We start from the raw sequence: 20,921 nt of genomic DNA on the forward strand, positions 1-20,921 counted from the left end.
TGCCCAGCCCGCCCCCATGGGGGTCAAGGAAACTTGGGGAGGCCCTGCGTTTCCTTCAGAGGCGTGTGCCGGCGTCCGCCGCCGGCTCCCTGCCTCGACCGGAACGGACCGCCCTGACGGTCCGTTTTGTTTGGGGCCATGCGCCCGTGGCGCCTTATTGTTCCTTTTGCCTGAAACCGGACACCACCGCCGGCCGCCCGGAGACGCCTGAAATGCTGCAGTCCGCGCGGCGCCTCTCCATTCAGGCGAACTGCCGGCCGGCCGCTGCCGGGGATCTGCCCTCATCGCGATGAACCGACTGGACATGGATACTCCACCACCGCTGCTCACCGTGACCAACCTGCAGGTCGAGCTGGGTGCGCCGACCCGCCCCGTGCGCCCCGTCGACGGCGTCAGCTTCACGCTGCCCGCCGGCCAGACCCTGGCCCTGGTGGGCGAGTCCGGCTGCGGCAAGTCGATGACCGCCCTGGCCTGCATGCGTCTGCTCCCCGCCGGAGGGCGCATCGCCGCCGGCACCGTGCACCTGGGTGGCACGGCCCTCCATGCGCTCCCCGAGACGCGCATGCGCGACATCCGCGGCAATCATCTGGCGATGATCTTCCAGGAGCCGGCGACCAGCCTCAATCCGGTCATGACGGTCGGCGACCAGATCGGCGAGGTGCTGGTCCGCCATCGCGGCCTCCACGGCCAGCCGGCCTGGGACGAGGCCGAGCGCCTGCTTGCCGCGGTGGGCATCCCCGACCCCCGCCGACGCCTCGCCGAATATCCCTTCCAGCTCTCCGGCGGCATGAAGCAGCGGGTGATGATCGCCATCGCCCTCGCCGGCGACCCCCAGGTGCTGATCGCCGATGAGCCCACCACGGCCCTCGACGTGACGATCCAGGCCCAGGTCCTCGACCTGCTTGCCGAGCTGCAGGCCCGCCGCGGCATGGGCATGCTGCTGATCACCCACGACCTCGGCGTGGTGGCCCGCATGGCCCACCAGGTGGGGGTGATGTACGCCGGCGAGCTGGTGGAAACCGGGGCCCGGGAAGCCTTCTTCGCCGAGCCCCTGCACCCCTACTCACGCAAGCTGTTTGCCGCGCTGCCCACCGCCGCCCAGCGCGGCAGGGCCCTGGAGACCCTGTCGGGCCAGGTTCCACGGCTGGGCGAGAAGCGCGCCGGCTGCCGCTTTGCCGAGCGCTGCCCCCAGGTGCATGAACGCTGCCGCAGCAGTGCGCCTGCCATGCACGCGGTCGGCCCCCGGCAGGTGCGCTGCCACCTCTACGACCCGGCCACGGGCCGGCAGGAATGGGCGGCGACGCCTCCGCCGGCTGCCATCGCCCCCGCGGCGCCCCCGGCTGGAGGCAAGGCCCTCGACGTCAATGCGCTGCAGGTGCACTTTCCGGTTCGCAGGGGGTTGTTCCGCCGCGTCGTCGGCCATGTGAAGGCGGTGGACGGGGTGTCGCTGCAGGTGCCCGCCGGGCAGACCCTGGCCCTCGTCGGCGAATCCGGCTGCGGCAAGACCACCGCCGGCAAGGCCCTCTTGCAGCTGGTGCCGGCCACCGGCGGCCGGGCCAGCTACGGCGGGCAGGCGCTGCTCGGGCTGAGCCCGCGCGAGTGGCAGCCCCTGCGCCGCGAACTGCAGATGATCTTCCAGGACCCCTTCAGCTCCCTCAATCCGCGCATGCGGGTCGGCGAGATCCTCGAGGAGGGAATGCTCGCCCTGGGTGTCGAGCCGGACCCCCAGGCCCGCGCGGCCCGCATCGACGCGCTGCTCAGCCGGGTGGGCCTGTCCCCCGAGATGCGGGGCCGCTTTCCCCACGAGTTTTCCGGCGGCCAGCGCCAGCGCATCGCCATCGCCCGCGCGCTGGCGGTCTCGCCGAGCCTGATCGTCTGCGACGAGCCGACCAGTGCCCTGGATGTTTCGGTGCAGGCCCAGATCCTCAACCTGCTGCGCGAGCTGCAGGCCGAGTACGGCCTGTCCTACCTCTTCATCACCCACAACCTGGCGGTGGTGGACTACCTCGCCCACCACGTGGCGGTGATGTATCTGGGGCGGATCGTCGAGCGGGGCCGGGCAGAGGAGATCCTCACCGATCCGCGCCACCCCTACACCCGCATGCTGCTGGCGGCGGTGCCGCGCCTCGACGCGGCCGGGGCCACGGGCGGCACCGCCGCTGCCGGCGACATGCCTTCGCCGCTCGATCCGCCCTCGGGCTGCCATTTCCATCCCCGCTGCAGCGAGGCCACCGAGCGTTGCCGCACCGATTATCCGGAGGACCGGGCGCTGTCGGAGACCCGTATGGTCCGCTGCCACTGGGCCCGTTAGCAGCCCGCAGAGGGCATTTGCGCGACGTCAATGCAATGAGCGCCCCGGAGGGCGCTCGTTCTGCATGGGTGTCAGCGATGTTTCTTGGCGGGGGGGGCAGCCTTGGGTGGTGGTGCGGCCTTTGCCGCGGCCGGCGGCTTGCTTCCGGCCGCCTTGGCGGCGCCCTTGGGCTCGGGCCGGGATTCCGCCTGCTTGCCGCGGGAGGCGGGTGCGGCCTCCGCCCTGGCCTTGCCGCGCCCGCCGGCGACCGCCGGGGCCGGGCCCGTGGGCAGATTGCGTTCGACCACGACCATCCGGCCATGCTTGCCGCGCACCGTGGTGTGCTGGACCAGTCGCGGCGGGGGCGGCTCCACGGCGCCCGGCTGGGGCCGACTCGGCAGGAGATTGGAGAGGGTGATGCGGTCGCCTTCGTTTTCGGAAGGGATGATCAGGGTGTAGCCCGTGCCGATGCGGGCCCGCGGCGACAGGCCGTTCACCTGGCGCAGGCGGCTCGCCGAGATGCCCAGCCGGTCGGCGACGCCCTCCAGGCCCTCGCCTTCACGCAGCTCGTAGGTCTTCCAGCTGGCGCTGGCCGGATCGTGCCGCTGCAGATTGACCAGGAAGGCCTCGACCTTTTCGGCCGGGATCACCAGCGACATCGAGCCGTTGGTGGGCAGCACCGGGCGCTTGTAACCCGGGTTGAGGGCCAGGATCTCGTCCACCGAGGTTTCCGACAGGCGGGCGGCCGTGGCCAGATCTAGCGCTACCCGGCTCTCGACGGTGACGAAGTAGGGCCGGTTGGGGATGCGGGGCAGGGTGAGGCCGAAGAGCTCGGGCTGCGCCACGATGTTCTTGAGCGCCTGCAGCTTGGGCACGTAGTAACGCGTCTCGCCCGGCATGTTGAGGTGCTGGTATTCGGTGGGTAGGCCGGCGGCGCGGTTTTTGGCCACCGCCCGGCCCACCGCGCCCTCGCCCCAGTTGTAGGACGCCAGGGCCAGGTGCCAGTCGCCGTGCATCTCGTAGATGGTCTGCAGGTAGTCGAGGGCCGCGTTGGTGGAGGCGATCACGTCGCGCCGCTCGTCCACCCACCAGTTCTGCTCCAGCTTGTAGCTCTTGCCGGTGGAGGGGATGAACTGCCACAGGCCGGACGCCTGGGCCGACGACAGGGCCATCGGGTTGAAGGCGCTCTCGACCATCGGCAGCAGCGCCAGCTCGGTGGGCATGCCGCGACGCTCGAGCTCCTCGACGATGTAGTAGAGGTAGCGCTGGCTGCGGGTGAAGATCTGCCGCAGGGCCCCGGGGCGGTTGATGTAGTAGATCTGCCGGTCGGTGACGAGCTCGGTGTTGAGATCCGGCATCGAGAAGCCCCGCCGGATACGCTCCCAGAGGTCGTCGGGCTCGGTGGTGAGATCGATGGTGGGCACCCGGACGTGCTGTTCGCGGATCTCGAAGACCTCGTGGGAGGGCTGTGCCGACGGCGCGACTTCGAGGGAGCTTGCCTGGACGAGGCCCGGAAAGGCTTCGTCGACGCCTTGCGCCATCAGTGGCCCGGCCACCGGAAGCAACAGCAGCAGCGCGATAACTCTCGGAAACATCAGGTTTTGTCGCGCGATAAGCAAAGGCGTGATTTTATCCGCCCCCAGCTGGCAGGGTCAAACCGCCTGCGCGGCGGGTGTTCCGGCCCCCGCCACGACAGGGTGCTGCTTACCCTCGCCGGAATCCGCTAAAGTATGCACCCTGGCGCGGGCATGCACCGCCCCGCGATACGTTCCCACCCCTTGCCGAGTTCCGAGACCACCTTGAAAGCCCTGTTGATAGAGGACACCCTGACGAGCGCCACGCTGGTGTCCCACCAGTTACGCAAGATGGGCATCACCCCCTTGCTGGCGAGGGACGGCGAGACGGGCATTGAGCTGTTCCAGAAGGAACACCCGGATCTGGTCCTGCTCGACATTATCATGCCGGGCCTGGATGGCTTCGAGGTTGCGCGCCGCATCCGCCAGCTCGAAAAGGAGGGCGAGTGGACCCCCATCATCTTCCTCACCGCCCGCACCGGCGACGAAGACCTCGAGAAAGCCATCGCGGTGGGCGGCGACGACTACCTGATCAAGCCGGTCTCCGAGATCGTGCTGGCAGCCAAGGTGCGGGCGATGCAGCGTATTGCCCAGATGCGCTACTCGCTGCTGGTGTTGACGCGCAAGCTCGACGATGCCAACCAGGAGCTCGTCCGGCTGTCGTCGCTGGACGGCCTCACCGGTATTCCCAACCGGCGGCAGTTCGATGAAACCCTGACCCGCGAATGGCGTCGGGCCTGCCGTCAGGGCCGGCCGCTGTCGATGCTGCTGTGCGACGTGGATCACTTCAAGCAGTTCAACGACGGCTACGGCCACCAGGTGGGCGACGAATGCCTGCGGGCGGTGGCCCGCGCCTTGCAGGCCGTGCTGCGCCGGCCGGCGGACATGGTGGCCCGCTACGGCGGCGAGGAGTTTGCGGCGATCCTGCCCGACACCGACCCGGGGGGCGCCCTGCGGGTGGCGGAGGCCATGCGCGCCGCCGTCGAGGCCCTGCGCATCACCCACCGCCATTCGGGCACCGACCTCGGGGTCGTCTCGATCAGCGCCGGTGTGGCCACCCGGGTGCCTGCCCGCTCGCAATCCGACTCCGCCGAACTGGTCCGCCAGGCCGACGAAGCCCTCTACAAGGCCAAGCAGGGCGGGCGCAACCGGGTTGCCGCCGCATCGCTGCGGCCGGCCATCTGATCAGAAAACGTTCTTCCACTCCCGCAGCACCGCAAACACCTCGACCGGCGACGCCAGCGCGCGTCCTGCCCGGGCCTTGGCCTGGCGCGCGACGGACGCCTCGTGGGCGCGCAGGAAGGGGTTGCTGAGGCGCTCGCCGGCAAGCGGGAAGGGCACGGTGGGGCGCTGCCCGGCGCGGACCGCCTCGCAGCGGGCGATGCGCTCGGCGATCGCCGGGTTGTCGGGTTCGACCGCGGCCGCGAAGGCCAGGTTGGAGAGGGTGTATTCGTGGGTGCAATACACCTGGGTGTCCCCCGGCAGGGCCGCCAGTTTTTGAAGCGATTCAAACATCTGGGCCGGGGTGCCTTCGAAGATCCGGCCGCAGCCCGCCGCAAACAGCGTGTCGCCGCAGAACAGCGCCGGCTCGGCGTAGTAGCCCACATGCCCGGCGGTATGGCCGGGGATGTCGAGCACCCGCAGGCTGGCGTCGAGGGCAGGCAGCGACACCACGTCGTCTTCGCCGACAGGGTGGGTCAGGCCGGGGATCTGCTCGAGGGCCGGGCCGTAGACGGGCACCCGGGCGTGGTCGAGCAACGCCAGCACGCCGCCCACGTGGTCGGGGTGGTGATGGGTGATGAGGATGGCGGCGAGGCTCAGCCCTTCGGCGGCCAGGTAGTCGAGGACGGGCGCGGCATCGCCCGGGTCCACCACCGCGGCGTGGGAGCCGGCGCGCAGCAGCCAGATATAGTTATCGCGAAACGCGGGAAGAGGGATAATCTGCATCCGCCGATTATAGCCCCACCCGGCGGCCCCGATCGAGAAGCCCATTTGTCATTGACGATGCCCCAGCCCGAATCCTTTCCCGGCCTGCACGCCTGGTTCGACACCCCGCTGGGCCGCTATGTGATGGCCTGGGAGAGCGCCCGCTTCGATGCGCTGGTGGCGGACATCTTCGGCTACCACGCGGTGCAGCTCGGCGCGCCGGAGTTCGATTTCCTGCGCGCCAACCGCATGCCCTTCCGCTTCACGGCCGGCAGCGGCCGCGTGCAGGTCGAGGCCGACTACACGGCCTTGCCCTTTGCCGCCGCGAGCCTCGACCTGGTGGTGCTGCCCCACGTGCTGGAGTTTGCCAGCCACCCCCATCAGGTGCTGCGGGAGGTCGAGCGGGTGCTCGTTCCCGAGGGGCAGGTGGTGATCGCCGGCTTCAACCCCCTCAGCCTGTTCGGGCTGCGGCGCAGGCTGGCCGGCGAGACGGCAGGCTACCCCTGGCACGGGCAATACCTGTCCCTGCGGCGCCTCAAGGACTGGCTGGCGCTGCTGGGGTTCGAGACCGGCCTGCAGGCCTCGGGCTGCTTTGCCCCGGCCGTCGACCAGCAGCGCTGGCTCGACCGGCTCACCTGGCTGGACTGCGCCGGCGAGCGCTGGTGGCCGATAGGCGGTGGGGTTTACATTATCCAGGCGACCAAGCGCGTGCACGGCATGCGCCTGATCATGCCCAAGTGGGGCCAGCGGGCCGCCGGCCGGGCGCTGGCGCCCCTGATACAAAAAGCGGGCGGCCCGTCGAAGGGCTGCTCACGGAAATCGACCGACGAGAGAAACAGTGGACGAAATTGACATCTATACCGACGGCGCCTGCTCTGGCAACCCCGGCCCCGGCGGCTGGGGCGCGATCCTGCGGGCTGGCCCCCACGAGAAGGAGCTGTGGGGCGGCGAGCCCGCCACCACCAACAACCGCATGGAACTGCTGGCGGTGATCCGTGCCCTCGAGGCCCTCAAGCGCCCGGTCACGGCGCGGGTGCACACCGACTCCCAGTATGTGCAGAAGGGCATCTCCGAGTGGATCCACGGCTGGAAGGCCCGCGGCTGGAAGACCGCCTCGAAGGAGCCGGTCAAGAACGAAGACCTGTGGCGGGCCCTCGACGCCGAGGCGGCGCGTCACCAGATCAAATGGCTGTGGGTGCGCGGCCATGCCGGCCACACCGAGAACGAACGGGCCGACGCCCTGGCCCGCCGCGGCGTGGAGGCCGTGCGCAAGAGCGGCAAGGCCGTCGCAGCAGGAGAAAGCAAGGCATGAGACAGATCGTCCTGGATACCGAAACCACCGGCCTCGACTGGAAGACCGGCGACCGGCTGATCGAAATCGCCGGGGTCGAGATCATCGACCGCAAGCTCACCGGCCGCCATTACCACGTGTATGTGAATCCCCAGCGTGACATCGACGCCGGCGCGGTGGCGGTGCACGGCATCACCGTCGAGTTCCTCGCCGACAAGCCGCTCTTCAAGGACGTGGCCGACGAATTCTGCGAGTTCGTCGCCGGCAGCGAGCTGGTGATCCACAACGCGGCCTTCGACGTGGGCTTCCTCAACAACGAGCTGGGCATGCTCGGCAAGCCGGTGCTGACCGCGATCTGCCCGAACGTGATCGACACCCTCAAGCTCGCCAAGGAGCAGAACCCGGGCAAAAAGGCGTCCCTCAACGCCCTCTGCTCGCTGTACGAGATCGACAACACCCACCGGACCCTGCACGGCGCACTGCTCGACGCCGAGCTGCTGGCGGACGTCTACCTGGCCATGACCCGCGGCCAGGAGAGCCTGATCATGGCCCTCGACGAGCCGGCGCCCCAGCTCGACGACGCGGAGGGCGGCCCGCTCCTCACCGAGCGCCCGCCGCTGCGCGTGCTGCGCGCCAGCCCCGAGGAGCTCGAGGGCCACGACAAGGTGCTCGCCGAGATTGCCAAGGCCAACAAGGGCCACTGCCTGTGGCTTCCGCCGGAGCCTGCGCCGGCGGCCTGAGCGCTCCCCACCGGGCCGGATCTAGAAGCGCAGCACGCCCTCGGCCAGCAGGCCGGATTTGTCGAGCCGCCTGAGGCTGGGGCCGAGCTTGAGCCCGGTGGCGGCCTCGAGGGCGGCGGCGCGGGTCTGCAGCAGGTCGGCGCCCACCTCGACAGGATCGCCCGCCGCCGCGAAGGCCACCACGTTACCGCTGGGGCAGGGCGGCAGCGCCAGCACGCGGCCATTGAAAGCCTTGCGCAGGCGCTGCAGCTGGGTCTTGAAGCCGCGCAGCTCGCCGAACATGTTCACCGCCAGCAGGCCGTCGGCCGCCAGGTGCTGGCGGCAGGCGTCGTAGAAGGGCTGGCTCGCCAGGGCGCCGGCGCGGGCATGGCGGTCGAAGCCGTCCACGGCGATCAGGTCCCACCGGCTGTCGTCCTGCAGGACAAAATCGGCCCCGTCGCCGATCACCACCCGCAGGCGCGCGTCCTCGTCGGGGAGGCGGAAGTACTGTCGTGCCACGGCGTGCACCTCCGGCGTGATCTCGACGACCGTGGTATGGGCTTCGGGCAGGTGGCGGTGCACGAACTTGGCGAGCGACCCGGCCCCCAGCCCGATCAGCAGCACGCGGGCGGGCCAGGGCGCCGGCCGCAGCAGCAGGCCGGCCATCATCTCGCGGGTGTATTCGAGCTCCAGGGCGTCGGGCTTGCGCAGGCGCATCGCCCCCTGCACCCAGTCGGAGCCGAAGTGCAGGTAGCGGACGCCGGATTCTTCGCTGATGTCGATGGGCGTGTTCATGGTCAAAGAGGTGTATGCTGCATTGCGGTACGGCAGGGCCGTTGATTGAATGAGGAGTGACTCGTGAGTCTCGAGCATTACGACGCCGAGCTGGCGTCCATCGACATGGAAATTGCTCGTCTGGCCCAGCTGTGCGGCATCCGGATGCTGCAGCCGGGGGTTGCCGAGGCGGTGCTGCGCAACGACAGCAGCCTGTGCAACAGCGCCAATCCGGTGGCTTGGGACAAGCTCCGGGGCCTGCTGGTGCTGCATTATCACGTAGTCGCCGAAAACGTGGCAGCCGATGGTGTCGACGCGGCCGCCGAAACCCTGCGCCAGGCGCTGCTGCTGGTCAGCGAGCGGATGCGCCCGCAGCAGCTGTAGGCCGCGTCGCCGGCGCCGTCAGTTGCCCGGCGTGTAGATCCGCGGTGTGACGCGGAACAGCGGCTTTTCGCCGGGCGTCACGTCCACCTTCACCCAGCCCATGAAGGGGGAGCCCCAGGTCTCGAGGCGGGTGAAGTTGGCCTGCAGCCGGCCGCTGGTGGGGTCGCGCAGGGGCTGGTCGAAGCGGTGCACGTGGCTGTCGCCATGCACCAGCAGCACCTCGCCCGCAAAGCCCTTCGACTCGGCCAGCAGCTGGCCGAGCAGCTCCCGGTAGCCGCGGCTTGCACGACCGGCGCTGAAGGCTTCGAGGTCCGGGTTGGCCTGCAGGATCAGCACCACGCCTTCCAGCTTCCGGGCCCGGGCCCGGCTGAAGGCCGCACTTATCCAGGCCCGCAGCGCGGCGCTGCGCTCGACGAACTCCGGGTTCGGCTGCGCCGGGCGCCCGATGTTGTTGCCGCCCCCGGGCACGTTGAGGGTCACGAAGAGCACCGGGCCGGTCTGCCAGCGCAGGTGCTCCCGGTAAGCCCCGAAGGCGGCGTCGCCGGCCTGGCTGTCCACCGCCAGCGGGTAGCGGCCCAGCGTCTGCCCGGGCCGCGCAAAGAACACCTCGCGCAGCCGCGCCAGCCGCTCGACGGGGTCGTAGCCGCCATTGTTGTTGCGGTGGCAGTCGGTCCAGTCGTTGTCGCCGGGCACGAAGACGAAGGGCGTGTGGCTCGCCTCGAACAGCGCCAGCCGGTCGGCGTAGAGCGCGTCGTCGCAGCGCTCGCCGCCGTTTTTCAAATCACCGTCGTGCACCACCACCCGCAGCCCCTCGGCGTCCATTTCGGCCAGCAGCCTGGGCAGGTGCTGGCGCTCGAAGCGGTTGTAGGGGATGTCGCCGAGCACGCCGAAGCGGAAGGGCTCCGCCGCCACCGCCGGCTGCAGTGCGGCGGCCACGGCCGCGAGGCTGACGAGGGCGCGGCGCAGCATCACGCCGTCAGCCGCTTGAGTTCATACAGCGCCTCCAGCGCCTCGCGGGGCGTGAGGGCGTCCGGGTCGATGGCGGCCAGTGCTCCGAGCACCGGATGGCCCGGCAACGCGGGTTCCTCGGCGGGCAGGCTGGCGAACAGGTCGGCCTGGGGCCCGGCGTCGATCTCGCGGTTCTCCAGCGCGCGCAGGCGGCGCTTGGCGTCGCGCACCACGGCGCCGGGGATGCCGGCCAGCGCGGCCACCTCGATCCCGTAGCTCTGGCTGGCCGGGCCTTCCTCCAGCGCGTGCAGGAAGACGATGCCGTGGTTGTGCTCGACGGCGTCGAGATGCACGTTGGCGCACTCGGGGTAGTCGTGGGCGAGGCGGGTGAGCTCGAAGTAGTGGGTGGCGAACAGCGTCCAGCAGCGGTTCTTGTCGAGCAGGTGGCGGGCGATCGCCACCGCCAGCGCGACCCCGTCGAAGGTCGAGGTGCCACGGCCGATCTCGTCCATCAGCACCAGGCTCTGGTCGGTGGCGCCGTGCAGGATGGCGGCCGCTTCGGTCATCTCGACCATGAAGGTGGAGCGCCCGGAGGCCAGGTCGTCGGAGGCGCCGATGCGGGTGAAGATGGCGTCCACGGGCCCGATCCGCGCGCTGGTGGCCGGCACGAAGCAGCCCACGTGGGCCAGCAGCACGATCAGCGCCACCTGGCGCATCGTTGTCGATTTACCGCCCATGTTGGGGCCGGTGATCAGCAGCATGCGGCGGGTCGGGTCGAGGCGGCAGTCGTTGGCGATGAAGTTCTCCACCTGGCGCTCCACCACCGGGTGGCGGCCGGCATTGATCTCGATGCCCGGCTGGTCGCTGAACACCGGCATCGCGTAGCCGTAGCGGGCCGCGGCCTCGGCGAAGGCGGCCAGGCCGTCGAGCAGCGCGCAGGCCCGGGCGATGCGCTGGAAGCGCGGGATGTCGGCCGCAAGCGCGTCGAGCACCTCCTCGTAGAGCAGCTTCTCGCGGGCCAGCGCCCGCTCCTGGGCCGACAGGGCCTTGTCCTCGAAGGCCTTGAGTTCGGGGGTGATGAAGCGCTCGGCGTTCTTGAGGGTCTGGCGGCGGCGGTAGTCGTCGGGCAGCTCGCCCTTGGCCGCGTTGGCGGCCGAGATCTCGATGTAGAAGCCATGCACCCGGTTGAACTCGACCTTCAGGTTGGCGATGCCGGTGCGCTCCCGCTCGCGGGCTTCGAGTTCCAGCAGGAAGGCCCCGCAGTTGGTCTGGATGCCGCGCAGCTCGTCGAGCTCGGCGTCGAAGCCGGGGGCGATCACGCCGCCGTCGCGCAGCACCGTCGAGGGCTCCGGCGCGATGGCGCGGGTGAGCAGGTCCAGCGCCCCCTCGGGCGTGGCGAGTTCTTCAAGCATCCGCACCAGCAGCGGCGCCTGGGGTGTGCCGAGGGCGGCGCGCAGCTCGGCGAGGCGGGCCAGGCTGTCGCGCAGGGACGACAGATCCCGCGGCCTTGCGCTGCGCAGCGCGACCCGGGCGGTGATGCGCTCCACGTCCGACACCCCGCGCAGCACCCGCCGCACCGGCTCGACCGGGCCCTCGCCCAGCTCGCCGACCGCCATGTGGCGGTGGGCCGCTGCGGCGCGGTCGCGCAGCGGGTGGTGCAGGGCGTGGCGCAGCCAGCGCGAGCCCATGCTGGTGGCGCAGCTGTCGAGCAGCGACAGCAGGGTGGGGGCCGCCTCGCCGCGCAGGGTCTCGGTGAGCTCCAGGTTGCGCCGGGTCGCCGCGTCGAGGCGCAGGTAGGCGCTGTCGCGCTCGGCGGTGAGGGCGGTGATGTGGGCCAGGGCCTGGCGCTGGGTGGATCGGGCGTAGTCGAACAGCGCCGCGGCGGCGGCCAGGGCGACCGGCATCTCGTCGGCGCCGAAGCCGGCCAAGTCGCGGGTGCCGAAGTGGGCGGTGAGCAGGCGGCGGGCGGTCTCGGCGTCGAACTGCCAGTCGGCCAGCCGGCGCAGGCTGGGGGCGAGCTGCTCGAGCAGCGGCAGGCGCAGGCCGTCGGGGATCAGCACCTCGGCCGGGCGCAGGCGCTCGAACTGGGCGGCGAGCTGGGGCGCGTCGCATTCGAGCACGCGGAAGTCGCCATTGGCGAGGTTGAGCCACGCCAGGCCCAGCACGCCGCGGTGCAGGTTGAGGGCCAGCAGCGGCGCGTCGGCCTTGTCGTCGAGCAGCGCCGCGTCGGTGAGGGTGCCCGGCGTGACGATGCGCGACACCGCGCGCTCCATCGGCCCCTTGGTGGCGCCCGGGTCGCCCACCTGCTCGGCGATCACCACCGATTCGCCCAGCTTGACGAGACGCGCCAGGTATTGCTCCACCGCGTGGTGGGGCACGCCGGCCATCTTGATCGGCTGGCCTGCGGACGCGCCGCGCGTGGTGAGGGTGATGTCCATCAGCCGCGCAGCCTTCTCGGCGTCCTCGAAGAACAGCTCGTAGAAGTCGCCCATGCGGTAGAAGAGGAGGGTGTCAGGGTGGTCCCGCTTGATGCGTAAATATTGTTGCATCATCGGGGTGTGCTGGCTGATCTCGTCGTCTTCGGCGGGAGCGGCGGCTTGGGCGGATTTGGGTGGGCGCCCGCGGCGGGGGCTGGAGGTGGACGTGGTCACGGCGGTGTGTCGGGGTCGGATGTCTGGCGGCGATGGCTCGGGCGACGGGGGTTGCCGGCCGTGCCGGTGCCGTTCTGGGGAGCGCGGATTCTACCAGCAGCGCCTGGCGTGACACACGGGGGCGCGGCGGGGGGCGATCAGGTGGGCCTGGCGTTGAAGAGGCGCCTCAGCGGGCGGGACAGGGCTTCGCGGATGCGCGGGGTGTGGAGGCACACCCCGCCTGCCAGCCCCAGGGCGCAGCCGAGCAGGGTATCGATGAAGCGTGCCTTGATCAGGACGCCGGGGTCGATCTGGCCCACCTTGCCGGCCTCGGCCAGGAGCAGCGTGAGCGGCGTGATGAAGATGGCGGCAAAGCCGTAGTGGCGCACCACGGCGGTCTCGACGATGAAGGCCAGCGCGGTGATGACGGCGGCGATGCGCCACGCGTCGAGGGGCAGCGACAGCAGCAGCCACGACACCCCGAGCCCGATGGCCGTGCCGAGCAGGCGCTGCACCTGCTTGTCCCACACCGCGCGCAGCGACATGCCCTGAATCACGGCCAGGCAGCTGACCGGCACCCAGTAGGCGTTGTCGAGCTGCAGTAGCTGCGCGGCGGCGAGGGACAGCCCCACGGCGAGGCCGATGACCAGCGAATCGAAGATCACGAAGTCGAAGGTGGCCGGCGGCAGCGGCTCCACCGGTCGGGGCGCCCGGCGGCTCAGGATGAACAGGCTGTAGAAGAAGGCGATGAGGCAGGCCAGCAGGCTGCCCATGGTGAGGAGGCCCACCTTGAGGGGGAGCTCCATCACGTCGCCCGGCGTGTAGGCGCCGATGGCCGCCGCCATGATGAAGAACAGGCTGCCCGGCACGCCCACGCGGTAGAAGCGGCACACCATGGTGACGAGGATGGCGATGAAGGTGAGCACCGGTGTCATCGAGGCCGGCACCAGGTGGCTCATCACGCCCAGCGCGTAGCAGGCGATCATCCCGAAGGCGGCGGCCATCAGCGACACCATGCGGTGGGCCATCGGCGTGTCGGGCAGGTAGAGGAAGGCCAGCCCGCCCAGCGACGAGATCAGCCCGTATTCCAGGTGGCCGAAATACGCCCCCACGAAGAGCGGCAGGCCATTGGCCAGTGCGGCGGCGAAGGGCATCTGCCAGGGGCGGTCGGACGGCTTGATGGTGACGAGCTGGCGCAGCTCGTCCCGGACGATGTCGATGGGGCGACGGGGCGGAACCGGCGAGCTCATGGCGGGCGGGGCAGGCAGAGGCGGAGAGCAGAGGGTAGCGCGCTTCGGGCGGCGGGTCACCCGTCCGGGAGAGGTCTGGTGCTGGCCGCGGTGAAAACGAGACCGAGTGACGGCCGCTGGCCACGGCGGGGGCCGAGGCGCTCGGATAGAATCGGCTGTCATCACTTCGCCCTCACCACGGCGCTCCGGAGACACGGCATGTCCTTGCCCGACGGACTTTACGATCAGGTTCTCACCCAAACCCTGCAGGCGCTCGTTGCCCGCAGCACCGACCAGAGCACCCGCAGCCTCCAGGCCCTCGATCCTGCCGACGCGCCGGCGCGGCTCTCCGAATTGCTGGCGGCCCAGCTCGCGCAGATGCTCGACGACCTGCACGGAGAGGGCGACGACAAGCTGCGCCAGCAGCTGGAGCTGGTCAATTTCCTGCTCGTGAGCCTTCGCCTGCGGCTGGGGCAGGGGGTGGTGGCCGATGCGGTGGCCGAGCCCGCGCAGATCCTCCAGGCCGTCCACCGCCACTCCGCGCCGCCGGTGCCGCCCGAGACGGGGCTGGCGGCGCCGTGGCTGTTCACCGCCGGCAAGGGCTCGCCCGCGCTGCTCGGCGAGTTGCGCCGGGAGCTGGCGGCTTGCGACCGGGTGGACATTCTGGTCAGCTTCATCACCCACTCCGGCGTGCGCAAGCTGTTCGACATCCTGCAGGCCATCACGGCCGTCGGTGCCGATGGGCGACCGCGCACGCGCCTGCGTGTCCTCACCACCACCTACACCGGCGCCACCGAAGTCCGGGCGCTGGATGCGCTCGCCGGGCTGCCGGGCTGCGAGATCCGCGTCTCCCTCGACGGCCGGCGTACCCGGCTGCATGCCAAGGCCTGGCTGTTCCGGCGCCGCACCGGCTTCGGCAGCGCCTACGTGGGCAGCGCCAACCTGTCGGGGGCGGCGCTGATGGGCGGGCTGGAGTGGACCACCAAGTTCACCGAGCGCGGCCAGCCCGAGCTGTTCGAGCGGGCCTGCGCCCACTTCGAAACCCTGTGGGAAGACAGCGAGTTCCAGCGCTACGACCCGGCCGATCCGGCCCACCGGCAGGCATTGTCGGCGGCACTCAAGCGGGAGTCGGGCGAGGACATCCTGGCTCGCCCGACGTTTTTCGAGCTCGCCCCCAAGGCCTACCAGCAGGAGATGCTCGACCAGCTCCGGCTCGAACGCGACCACGGCCGCTGGCGTAATCTGGTGGTGGCCGCCACCGGCACGGGCAAGACGGTGGTGGCGGCCTTCGACTACCGGCGTCTATGCCTCGCCGAGGGTGGGCGGCCGCGCCTGCTGTTCGTCGCCCACCGGGAGGAGATCCTGCGGCAGGCGCTGCGCACCTATCGCGAAGTGCTGCGCGACCACGCCTTTGGTGAAGTGCTGGCGGGCGGCATGGAGCCGGAAAGTTTCGACCATCTCTTCGCCACCATCGACAGCGTGGTGAGCCGCGACCTGCTCGTCCGGCGGGGCGCGAGCCATTGGTACGCGGTGGTGGTGGACGAGTGCCACCGCCTCGCTGCCGGGCGGTTTGATGCGTTCGTGACCGCGGTCCGCCCGCGCGTGCTGCTCGGCCTCACCGCGACCCCCGAGCGCAGCGACGGCAAACCCATCCTCGGCTATTTCGACAACCGCCCCGACGGCGCGCCGGCGGTCGAGCTGCGCCTGTGGCATGCCCTCGACCAGCAGTTGCTGTGCCCCTTCGAGTACTACGCCTGCGACGACGACACCGATTTCTCTGGCGTGCCCTGGGCCCAGCCCGGCGAGCTGGCCGCCATCGACACTCTCGTTACCGGCAACCATGTCCGCGCTCGCCTGGTGGTGGACGAGTGGCGGCGCCTGGCGGGGGACCCGGCGCGGGGGCGGGCGCTGGTGTTCTGCGTGTCGGTGGCCCACGCGCAGTTCATGACCGTCCAGCTCGAGCGGGCCGGCATCAAGGCCCTGTGCGTGGTGGGTGAGACGTCCCACGACGAGCGGCGGCAGGCGCCCGAGCGGCTGGCCCGCGGGGAGGTGGCCGCGCTGGTGACCTGCGACCTCTACAACGAGGGCGTGGACCTGCCAATGGTCGATACCCTGCTGCTGCTCCGCCCAACCCAGAGCCCGGTGCTGTTCCAGCAGCAGATCGGCCGCGGCCTGCGCCTGTCGCCGGGCAAGGAGAGCTGCCTGATCCTCGACTTCGTCAGTCGGCACCGGGAGGACTTCCGCTTCGATCGCCTGCTGTCGACGCTCACCGGGCTCCCTCGCGGGCAGCTCATCGAGGCGGTGGACAAGGGCTTCGGCAGCCTCCCGCCGGGTTGCCACATCCATCTGCAGCGCCAGGCCCGGGAGCAGGTGCTGCGCAGCCTGCGCAAGCTGGTGCAGCAGAACTGGCGCCGCCTGCAGACCGAACTGCAAGCCTACGCCGCGCTGCGCGGGCGGAGCGCCGTTCGTCTCGCCACCTTCCTGCGCGAGCAGGCGATCGGGCTCGACGAGCTCTATCGCAGCCAGGGCCGCTCCGGGTGGACCAACCTCAAGCGTGACGCCGGCCTGCTCGCTACGCCGCCGGGGGCAGAAGACGGCTACTTCGGCCGCCGCTTCGGCGATCTGCTGCATGTCGACGACCCGGCGCGCACCGACCTGCTGCTGAAGGTCGCCGAGCCTGGCGCCAGCTACGCGCCACAAGGCGAGCGCGAGCGGCAACTGCTGCAGATGTTCGCCTACCAGGTGGATGGTCAGACCCGGCAGACCGGGAGCGGCGAAGACTTTCTCCAGCGGCTGCGGGCGCATCCCGAACTGCTGGCCGAGCTTGGCGAGATCGGCGAAGTCCTGCAGTCCACCAGCAGCCTGCGGCAGCGGGCCGTGCCGGGGCTGGAGGATGTGCCCCTGTGCCTGCACGCGGCCTACGGGGTTCGCGAGATCCTCACCGCGGTGGGCTGGCTCACCGCCGCGCGGCGCACGCCGTTTCAGGCCGGCGTGCTGGCGCTGCACGAGCGCCAGGTGGAGCTGCTGTTCGTGACCCTCGACAAGCGCGAGGGCTACCACGAAAAGATCGCCTACCACGACTACGCCATCAGCGCCGAGCGCTTCCACTGGCAGTCGCAGAACGCCGCCGGCCCGGAGACCCCCGCCGGCCGGCGTTACCTCGAAAGCCCCGGCAACGGCTGGCGCTTCCAGCTCTTCGTGCGCACCGCCAAGGGTCAGCCCTATCGCGCCTGCGGACCGGTCACGCTGGAGCAGGCCGAGGGCAGCAAGCCGATGAGCATCCACTGGCGGCTGGAGGTGCCGCTGCCGGGCCCGCTGTTCCGGGCGTTCAGCATCCTGCGGGACGGCTGAGGGCGGACGCCACCATGATCACCCTCGTCTTTGCCGACGCCTTGCAGCCTTTCCTGCCGCCCGCCCGGCGCGGTGGGGCGTGGTGCCTGGCGGCGGCGCCCGGGGCGAGCCTCAAGCACGTGATCGAAGCCTGTGGCGTGCCGCACACCGAGGTGGGGGTGATTCGGGTGAACGGGCAGCCGGCGGGGTTTGCCGAGCGGGTGGCGGATGGCGATCATATCGAGGTGTGCGGCTGGTCGGCGGCCGACCTGCAGGCATCCCACGGCCTGCGCCGGTGGCCGCCGGCGCAGGCGATGCGCTTCGTCGCCGACGCCCACCTGGGCGGCCTGGCCCGGCGGCTGCGGATGGCGGGCTTTGACACCCTGTTCCGCAACGACTTTGCCGACCGGGAGATCGCCGCCCTCGCCGCCGCCGAGGGGCGCATCGTGCTGACCCGCGATCGGGGGCTGCTGCAGCACAGGGCGATCAGCCACGCCTGCTACCTCCACGCCATTGCCCCCGATCCGCAGTTTCGCGAGCTGGTGGCGAGGCTGGCGCTGCGGCCGGGCTTCCGCCCTTTCACCCGCTGCATCGCGTGCAATGCACCGCTGGCGGTGGTGGACAAGGCCGAGGTGCTCGGGCTGCTGCCGCCTTCGGTGCGTGCGCATCACGTGCATTTCACACGCTGCACGGGCTGCGGGCGGGTGTTCTGGGCGGGCTCCCACTGGCGGCGGATGGTGGGCATGCTGGACGCCGCCTGAGCTGGCGGGGCAGGGGAGGCGGGTTGCGTTCCGTTCAGCCCGGAGCGTCCTCGCCCGGAACGCGAAGGTCGCGCCCGGCCAGGGGGCCGAGCCCGGCGATCACCAGCGTGAGCACCAGGCACACAGCCAGCGGCAGATGCCAGCCCCCGGACAGGTCGTGCAGCAGACCGACGAGGGGCGGGCCGGCGGCGGCCAGCAGGTAGCCGACGCTCTGGGCCATGCCGGAGAGGGCCGCGGCCTGGGCCGGGCCGTGGGTGCGCAGCCCCATGAAGCTCAGGCTGAGGATGAGGCAGGCGCCCGACCCGAAGCCGAAGCAGGCCACCCACAGCAGCGCCCAGCCCGGCTCCCGCATCAGCCCCAGAATGCCCGCCGACAGCAGCAGCGAGACGCCGAAGGCGGCCATCCGCTGGTCCCGCAGACGCTGGACGACGGGCCCCACCAGCAGCCCGGAAAACGCCGAGGCGAGCTGCATCACCCCGTGCAGCGAGCCGGCCTCGGCGGCCGAATGGCCGCTGCCCGTCAGCACCGACGGCAGCCAGCCGATCATCACGTAGTAGATGAAGGAATTGAGGCCCATGAACAGCGTCACCTGCCAGGCGAGCGCCGAGCGCCACACCGACCGGCCCCGCGCTGCGGCGCCGGGGGCGGGCAGGGCGGCACGCCTGGCGAGCTGGGGCCACCACACGACCAGCGCCGTCAGCGGCAGCACGACGATCGCCGCCAGCGCCCCCGCCCAGCCCAGGCCGGCGCCGGTTGCCAGCGGAAACACCGTCGCCGAAGCCGTCGCCGCGGCGACGCCCATGGTCAGCGCGTAGGCACTGGTGACGGCGGTAATCCGCGTCGGGAAATCCCGCTTCAGCAGGCTGGGCAGCAGCACGTTGCCGAGGGCGATGCCCGCGCCGATCACCGCCGTCCCGCCGTACAGGCAACCGAGCGGCCCCGCCGAGCGCAGCGCCACGCCGCCTGCGATCAGCACCAGCGCCGCGAACAGGGCCCGCTCCAGCCCGATGCGCCGCGCCAGCAGCGGCGCCACCGGCGAGAGCAGCGCAAAGGCCAGCAGCGGCAGCGTGGTGAGGAGGCCCGCCTGGGCGGTGCCGAGGCCGAAGCTGGCCTGGATCGTCGCCAGCACCGGCGCAAGGCCGGTGACCGGCGCGCGCAGGTTGGCGGCGATCAGCAGGATGCCGGCCAGCAGCAGGGCGGTGGGCGCGGCGCGGGCGGGCAGGGGGCGGTGGCGGGGCATGGGTGGCCTTGCGGTGCTGTGACGGCAGAAGATTAGTCATTTACGCGCCGGCCGGGGCCGGAAATCGTCCGGCGGCCTGCGCCATGGCCAGCGCCGCCCGGCATCCCGCCACTGCGGCTCACGGGCTATAATTCACGATTAACGTTTTCACCCTGTGGAACCCACTGTGCACAAGAAAATCCTGATCCTCGATTTCGGCTCCCAGGTCACCCAGCTCATCGCCCGCCGCGTGCGCGAGCAGCAGGTGTACTGCGAAATCCACCCCTTCGACGTCTCCGACGACTTCGTGCGCAGCTTTGCGCCCGAGGGCATCATCCTGTCCGGCGGGCCGAACTCGGTCTACGAGGCCGAAGAGTGGAAGGCGCCGATGGCCGTCTTCGAGATCGGGGTGCCGGTGCTGGGCATCTGCTACGGCATGCAGACCATGGCCGCCCAGCTCGGCGGCAAGGTCGAGAGCTCCGGCAAGCGGGAGTTCGGCTACGCCGAGATCCGCGCCCGCGGCCACTCCGAGCTCTTCCGCAACATCCAGGACCGCAGTAACGACGAAGGCCACGGCCTGCTCGACGTGTGGATGAGCCACGGCGACAAGGTCACCGAGCTGCCGGCAGGCTTCAAGGTGATCGCCTCCAACGAATCCACCCCCATCGCCGCGATGGCCGACGAGGCGCGCAAGTTCTACGCGGTGCAGTTCCACCCCGAGGTCACCCACACGCTCAAGGGCAAGGAGATGATCGCCCGCTTCGTGCACGAGATCTGCGGCTGCCAGCACGACTGGAACATGCCCGATTATGTGAACGAGGCGATCGCCAAGGTGCGTGCCCAGGTGGGCAGCGACGAGGTGATCCTCGGCCTGTCCGGCGGCGTCGATTCGTCGGTGGTCGCGGCGCTGCTGCACCGGGCCATCGGCGACCAGCTGACCTGCGTGTTCGTCGACAACGGCCTCCTGCGCCTCAACGAAGGCGCGATGGTCATGCAGATGTTCGCCCGCAACCTGGGCGTCAAGGTCATCCACGTGGATGCCACCGAGCAGTTCATGGGCCACCTGAAGGGTGTCTCCGACCCCGAGGCCAAGCGCAAGATCATCGGCCGCGAGTTCGTCGAGGTCTTCCAGGCCGAAGCCGCCAAGCTCCCCAGCGCCAAGTGGCTGGCCCAGGGCACCATCTACCCCGACGTGATCGAGTCGGCCGGCGCCAAGACCGGCAAGGCCCACGCGATCAAGAGCCACCACAACGTCGGCGGCCTGCCCGAGACCCTCAACCTCAAGCTCCTCGAGCCGCTGCGCGAGTTGTTCAAGGACGAAGTCCGCGAGCTGGGCATCGCGCTCGGCCTGCCCCACGAGATGGTCTACCGCCACCCCTTCCCGGGCCCGGGCCTGGGCGTGCGCATCCTCGGCGAGGTTAACAAGGACTACGCCGACCTGCTGCGCCGCGCCGACGCGATCTTCATCGACGAACTCCGCGCCGCCGACTGGTACGACAAGACCAGCCAGGCCTTTGCGGTGTTCCTGCCGGTGAAGAGCGTCGGCGTGATGGGCGACGGCCGCACCTACGAATACGTCGTTGCCCTGCGCGCCGTGCAGACCCAGGACTTCATGACCGCCCACTGGGCCGAACTGCCCCACAGCCTGCTCGGCAAGGTGAGCAACCGGATCATCAACGAAGTGCGCGGCATCAACCGGGTGGTGTACGACATCAGCGGCAAGCCGCCGGCGACGATCGAGTGGGAATGATTCCGCGTCTGGCACAGCCAGGCACCTGATGGCATGAAATGCCGCTAAGCCCGCGTAATTGCGGGCTTTTTTTTGTTTGTGTTTGGCACGATCTGG

16 protein-coding genes are annotated in these 20,921 nt (G+C 70.5%); 9 read left to right on the forward strand and 7 right to left on the reverse strand.

The window, feature by feature from the left end:
* Positions 1-304: 304 nt before the first annotated feature.
* Positions 305-2,311 (forward strand): dipeptide ABC transporter ATP-binding protein, encoded by a 2,007-nt coding sequence (locus ACE3OU_RS15610; RefSeq protein WP_374242472.1) that lies wholly within the window; start codon positions 305-307, stop codon positions 2,309-2,311.
* A gap of 71 nt (positions 2,312-2,382) precedes the next feature.
* Here the strand turns inward: ACE3OU_RS15610 and ACE3OU_RS15615 are convergent, their stop codons facing one another.
* Positions 2,383-3,885 carry a transglycosylase SLT domain-containing protein gene (locus tag ACE3OU_RS15615; protein WP_374242473.1) on the reverse strand — a complete coding sequence of 501 codons (1,503 nt, stop codon included), beginning with the start codon at positions 3,883-3,885 and terminating at the stop codon, positions 2,383-2,385.
* Between the two features lie 204 nt (positions 3,886-4,089).
* Between ACE3OU_RS15615 and ACE3OU_RS15620 the strand changes: the two genes are divergently transcribed.
* Positions 4,090-5,049: a diguanylate cyclase domain-containing protein gene (locus ACE3OU_RS15620; protein ID WP_374242474.1), complete on the forward strand. Its 960-nt coding sequence runs from the start codon at positions 4,090-4,092 to the stop codon at positions 5,047-5,049.
* Here the strand turns inward: ACE3OU_RS15620 and gloB are convergent, their stop codons facing one another.
* Complete coding sequence (gene gloB, locus ACE3OU_RS15625) at positions 5,050-5,811, reverse strand: hydroxyacylglutathione hydrolase (RefSeq protein WP_374242475.1); 762 nt, start codon at positions 5,809-5,811, stop codon at positions 5,050-5,052.
* Positions 5,812-5,868: 57 nt separating this feature from the next.
* Here gloB and ACE3OU_RS15630 point away from each other — a divergent pair, with 57 nt between their 5' ends.
* Genes ACE3OU_RS15630 through dnaQ form a run of 3 tightly spaced genes read left to right on the forward strand, consistent with a single transcriptional unit; the run spans position 5,869 to position 7,821 of the window.
* Positions 5,869-6,642: a class I SAM-dependent methyltransferase gene (locus ACE3OU_RS15630; RefSeq protein WP_374242476.1), complete on the forward strand. Its 774-nt coding sequence runs from the start codon at positions 5,869-5,871 to the stop codon at positions 6,640-6,642.
* Complete coding sequence (gene rnhA / locus ACE3OU_RS15635) at positions 6,629-7,102, forward strand: ribonuclease HI (protein WP_374242477.1); 474 nt, start codon at positions 6,629-6,631, stop codon at positions 7,100-7,102. The genes ACE3OU_RS15630 and rnhA overlap by 14 nt, the downstream gene beginning before the upstream one ends.
* Positions 7,099-7,821: a DNA polymerase III subunit epsilon gene (dnaQ, locus tag ACE3OU_RS15640; RefSeq protein ID WP_374242478.1), complete on the forward strand. Its 723-nt coding sequence runs from the start codon at positions 7,099-7,101 to the stop codon at positions 7,819-7,821. The genes rnhA and dnaQ overlap by 4 nt, the downstream gene beginning before the upstream one ends.
* A 21-nt stretch (positions 7,822-7,842) precedes the next feature.
* On the opposite strand, the gene ACE3OU_RS15645 is transcribed toward dnaQ, so the two are convergent.
* Positions 7,843-8,595, reverse strand: a complete 753-nt coding sequence (locus ACE3OU_RS15645; RefSeq protein WP_374242479.1) for a fused MFS/spermidine synthase — start codon at positions 8,593-8,595, stop codon at positions 7,843-7,845.
* Positions 8,596-8,658: 63 nt separating this feature from the next.
* Between ACE3OU_RS15645 and ACE3OU_RS15650 the strand changes: the two genes are divergently transcribed.
* Positions 8,659-8,958, forward strand: a complete 300-nt coding sequence (locus ACE3OU_RS15650) for a hypothetical protein (protein ID WP_374242480.1) — start codon at positions 8,659-8,661, stop codon at positions 8,956-8,958.
* A gap of 18 nt (positions 8,959-8,976) precedes the next feature.
* Here ACE3OU_RS15650 and ACE3OU_RS15655 read toward each other — a convergent pair whose 3' ends face one another.
* The 3 genes from ACE3OU_RS15655 to ACE3OU_RS15665 form a co-directional block, all read right to left on the reverse strand.
* Positions 8,977-9,927: a metallophosphoesterase gene (locus tag ACE3OU_RS15655; RefSeq protein WP_374242487.1), complete on the reverse strand. Its 951-nt coding sequence runs from the start codon at positions 9,925-9,927 to the stop codon at positions 8,977-8,979.
* The gene (mutS, locus tag ACE3OU_RS15660; protein ID WP_374242488.1) at positions 9,927-12,458 is read right to left on the reverse strand and encodes a DNA mismatch repair protein MutS; all 2,532 of its coding nucleotides are present in this window, start codon (positions 12,456-12,458) and stop codon (positions 9,927-9,929) included. The genes ACE3OU_RS15655 and mutS overlap by 1 nt, the downstream gene beginning before the upstream one ends.
* Before the next feature lie 236 nt (positions 12,459-12,694).
* Positions 12,695-13,786, reverse strand: a complete 1,092-nt coding sequence (locus ACE3OU_RS15665; protein WP_374242481.1) for an FUSC family protein — start codon at positions 13,784-13,786, stop codon at positions 12,695-12,697.
* Positions 13,787-13,984: 198 nt separating this feature from the next.
* Here ACE3OU_RS15665 and ACE3OU_RS15670 point away from each other — a divergent pair, with 198 nt between their 5' ends.
* Positions 13,985-17,116, forward strand: coding sequence for a DUF3427 domain-containing protein (locus ACE3OU_RS15670; protein ID WP_374242482.1), 3,132 nt, complete (start codon positions 13,985-13,987; stop codon positions 17,114-17,116).
* Between the two features lie 14 nt (positions 17,117-17,130).
* Positions 17,131-17,856, forward strand: a complete 726-nt coding sequence (locus ACE3OU_RS15675; RefSeq protein ID WP_374242483.1) for a Mut7-C RNAse domain-containing protein — start codon at positions 17,131-17,133, stop codon at positions 17,854-17,856.
* A 34-nt stretch (positions 17,857-17,890) separates the two neighbouring features.
* Here the strand turns inward: ACE3OU_RS15675 and ACE3OU_RS15680 are convergent, their stop codons facing one another.
* Positions 17,891-19,096: an MFS transporter gene (locus tag ACE3OU_RS15680; RefSeq protein WP_374242484.1), complete on the reverse strand. Its 1,206-nt coding sequence runs from the start codon at positions 19,094-19,096 to the stop codon at positions 17,891-17,893.
* Positions 19,097-19,262: 166 nt separating this feature from the next.
* Between ACE3OU_RS15680 and guaA the strand changes: the two genes are divergently transcribed.
* Positions 19,263-20,825 (forward strand): glutamine-hydrolyzing GMP synthase, encoded by a 1,563-nt coding sequence (gene guaA / locus ACE3OU_RS15685; protein WP_374242485.1) that lies wholly within the window; start codon positions 19,263-19,265, stop codon positions 20,823-20,825.
* The last annotated feature ends 96 nt before the right edge of the window (positions 20,826-20,921 follow it).

Source organism: Zoogloea sp., assembly GCF_041908905.1.
Taxonomy (GTDB): Bacteria; Pseudomonadota; Gammaproteobacteria; order Burkholderiales; family Rhodocyclaceae; genus Zoogloea.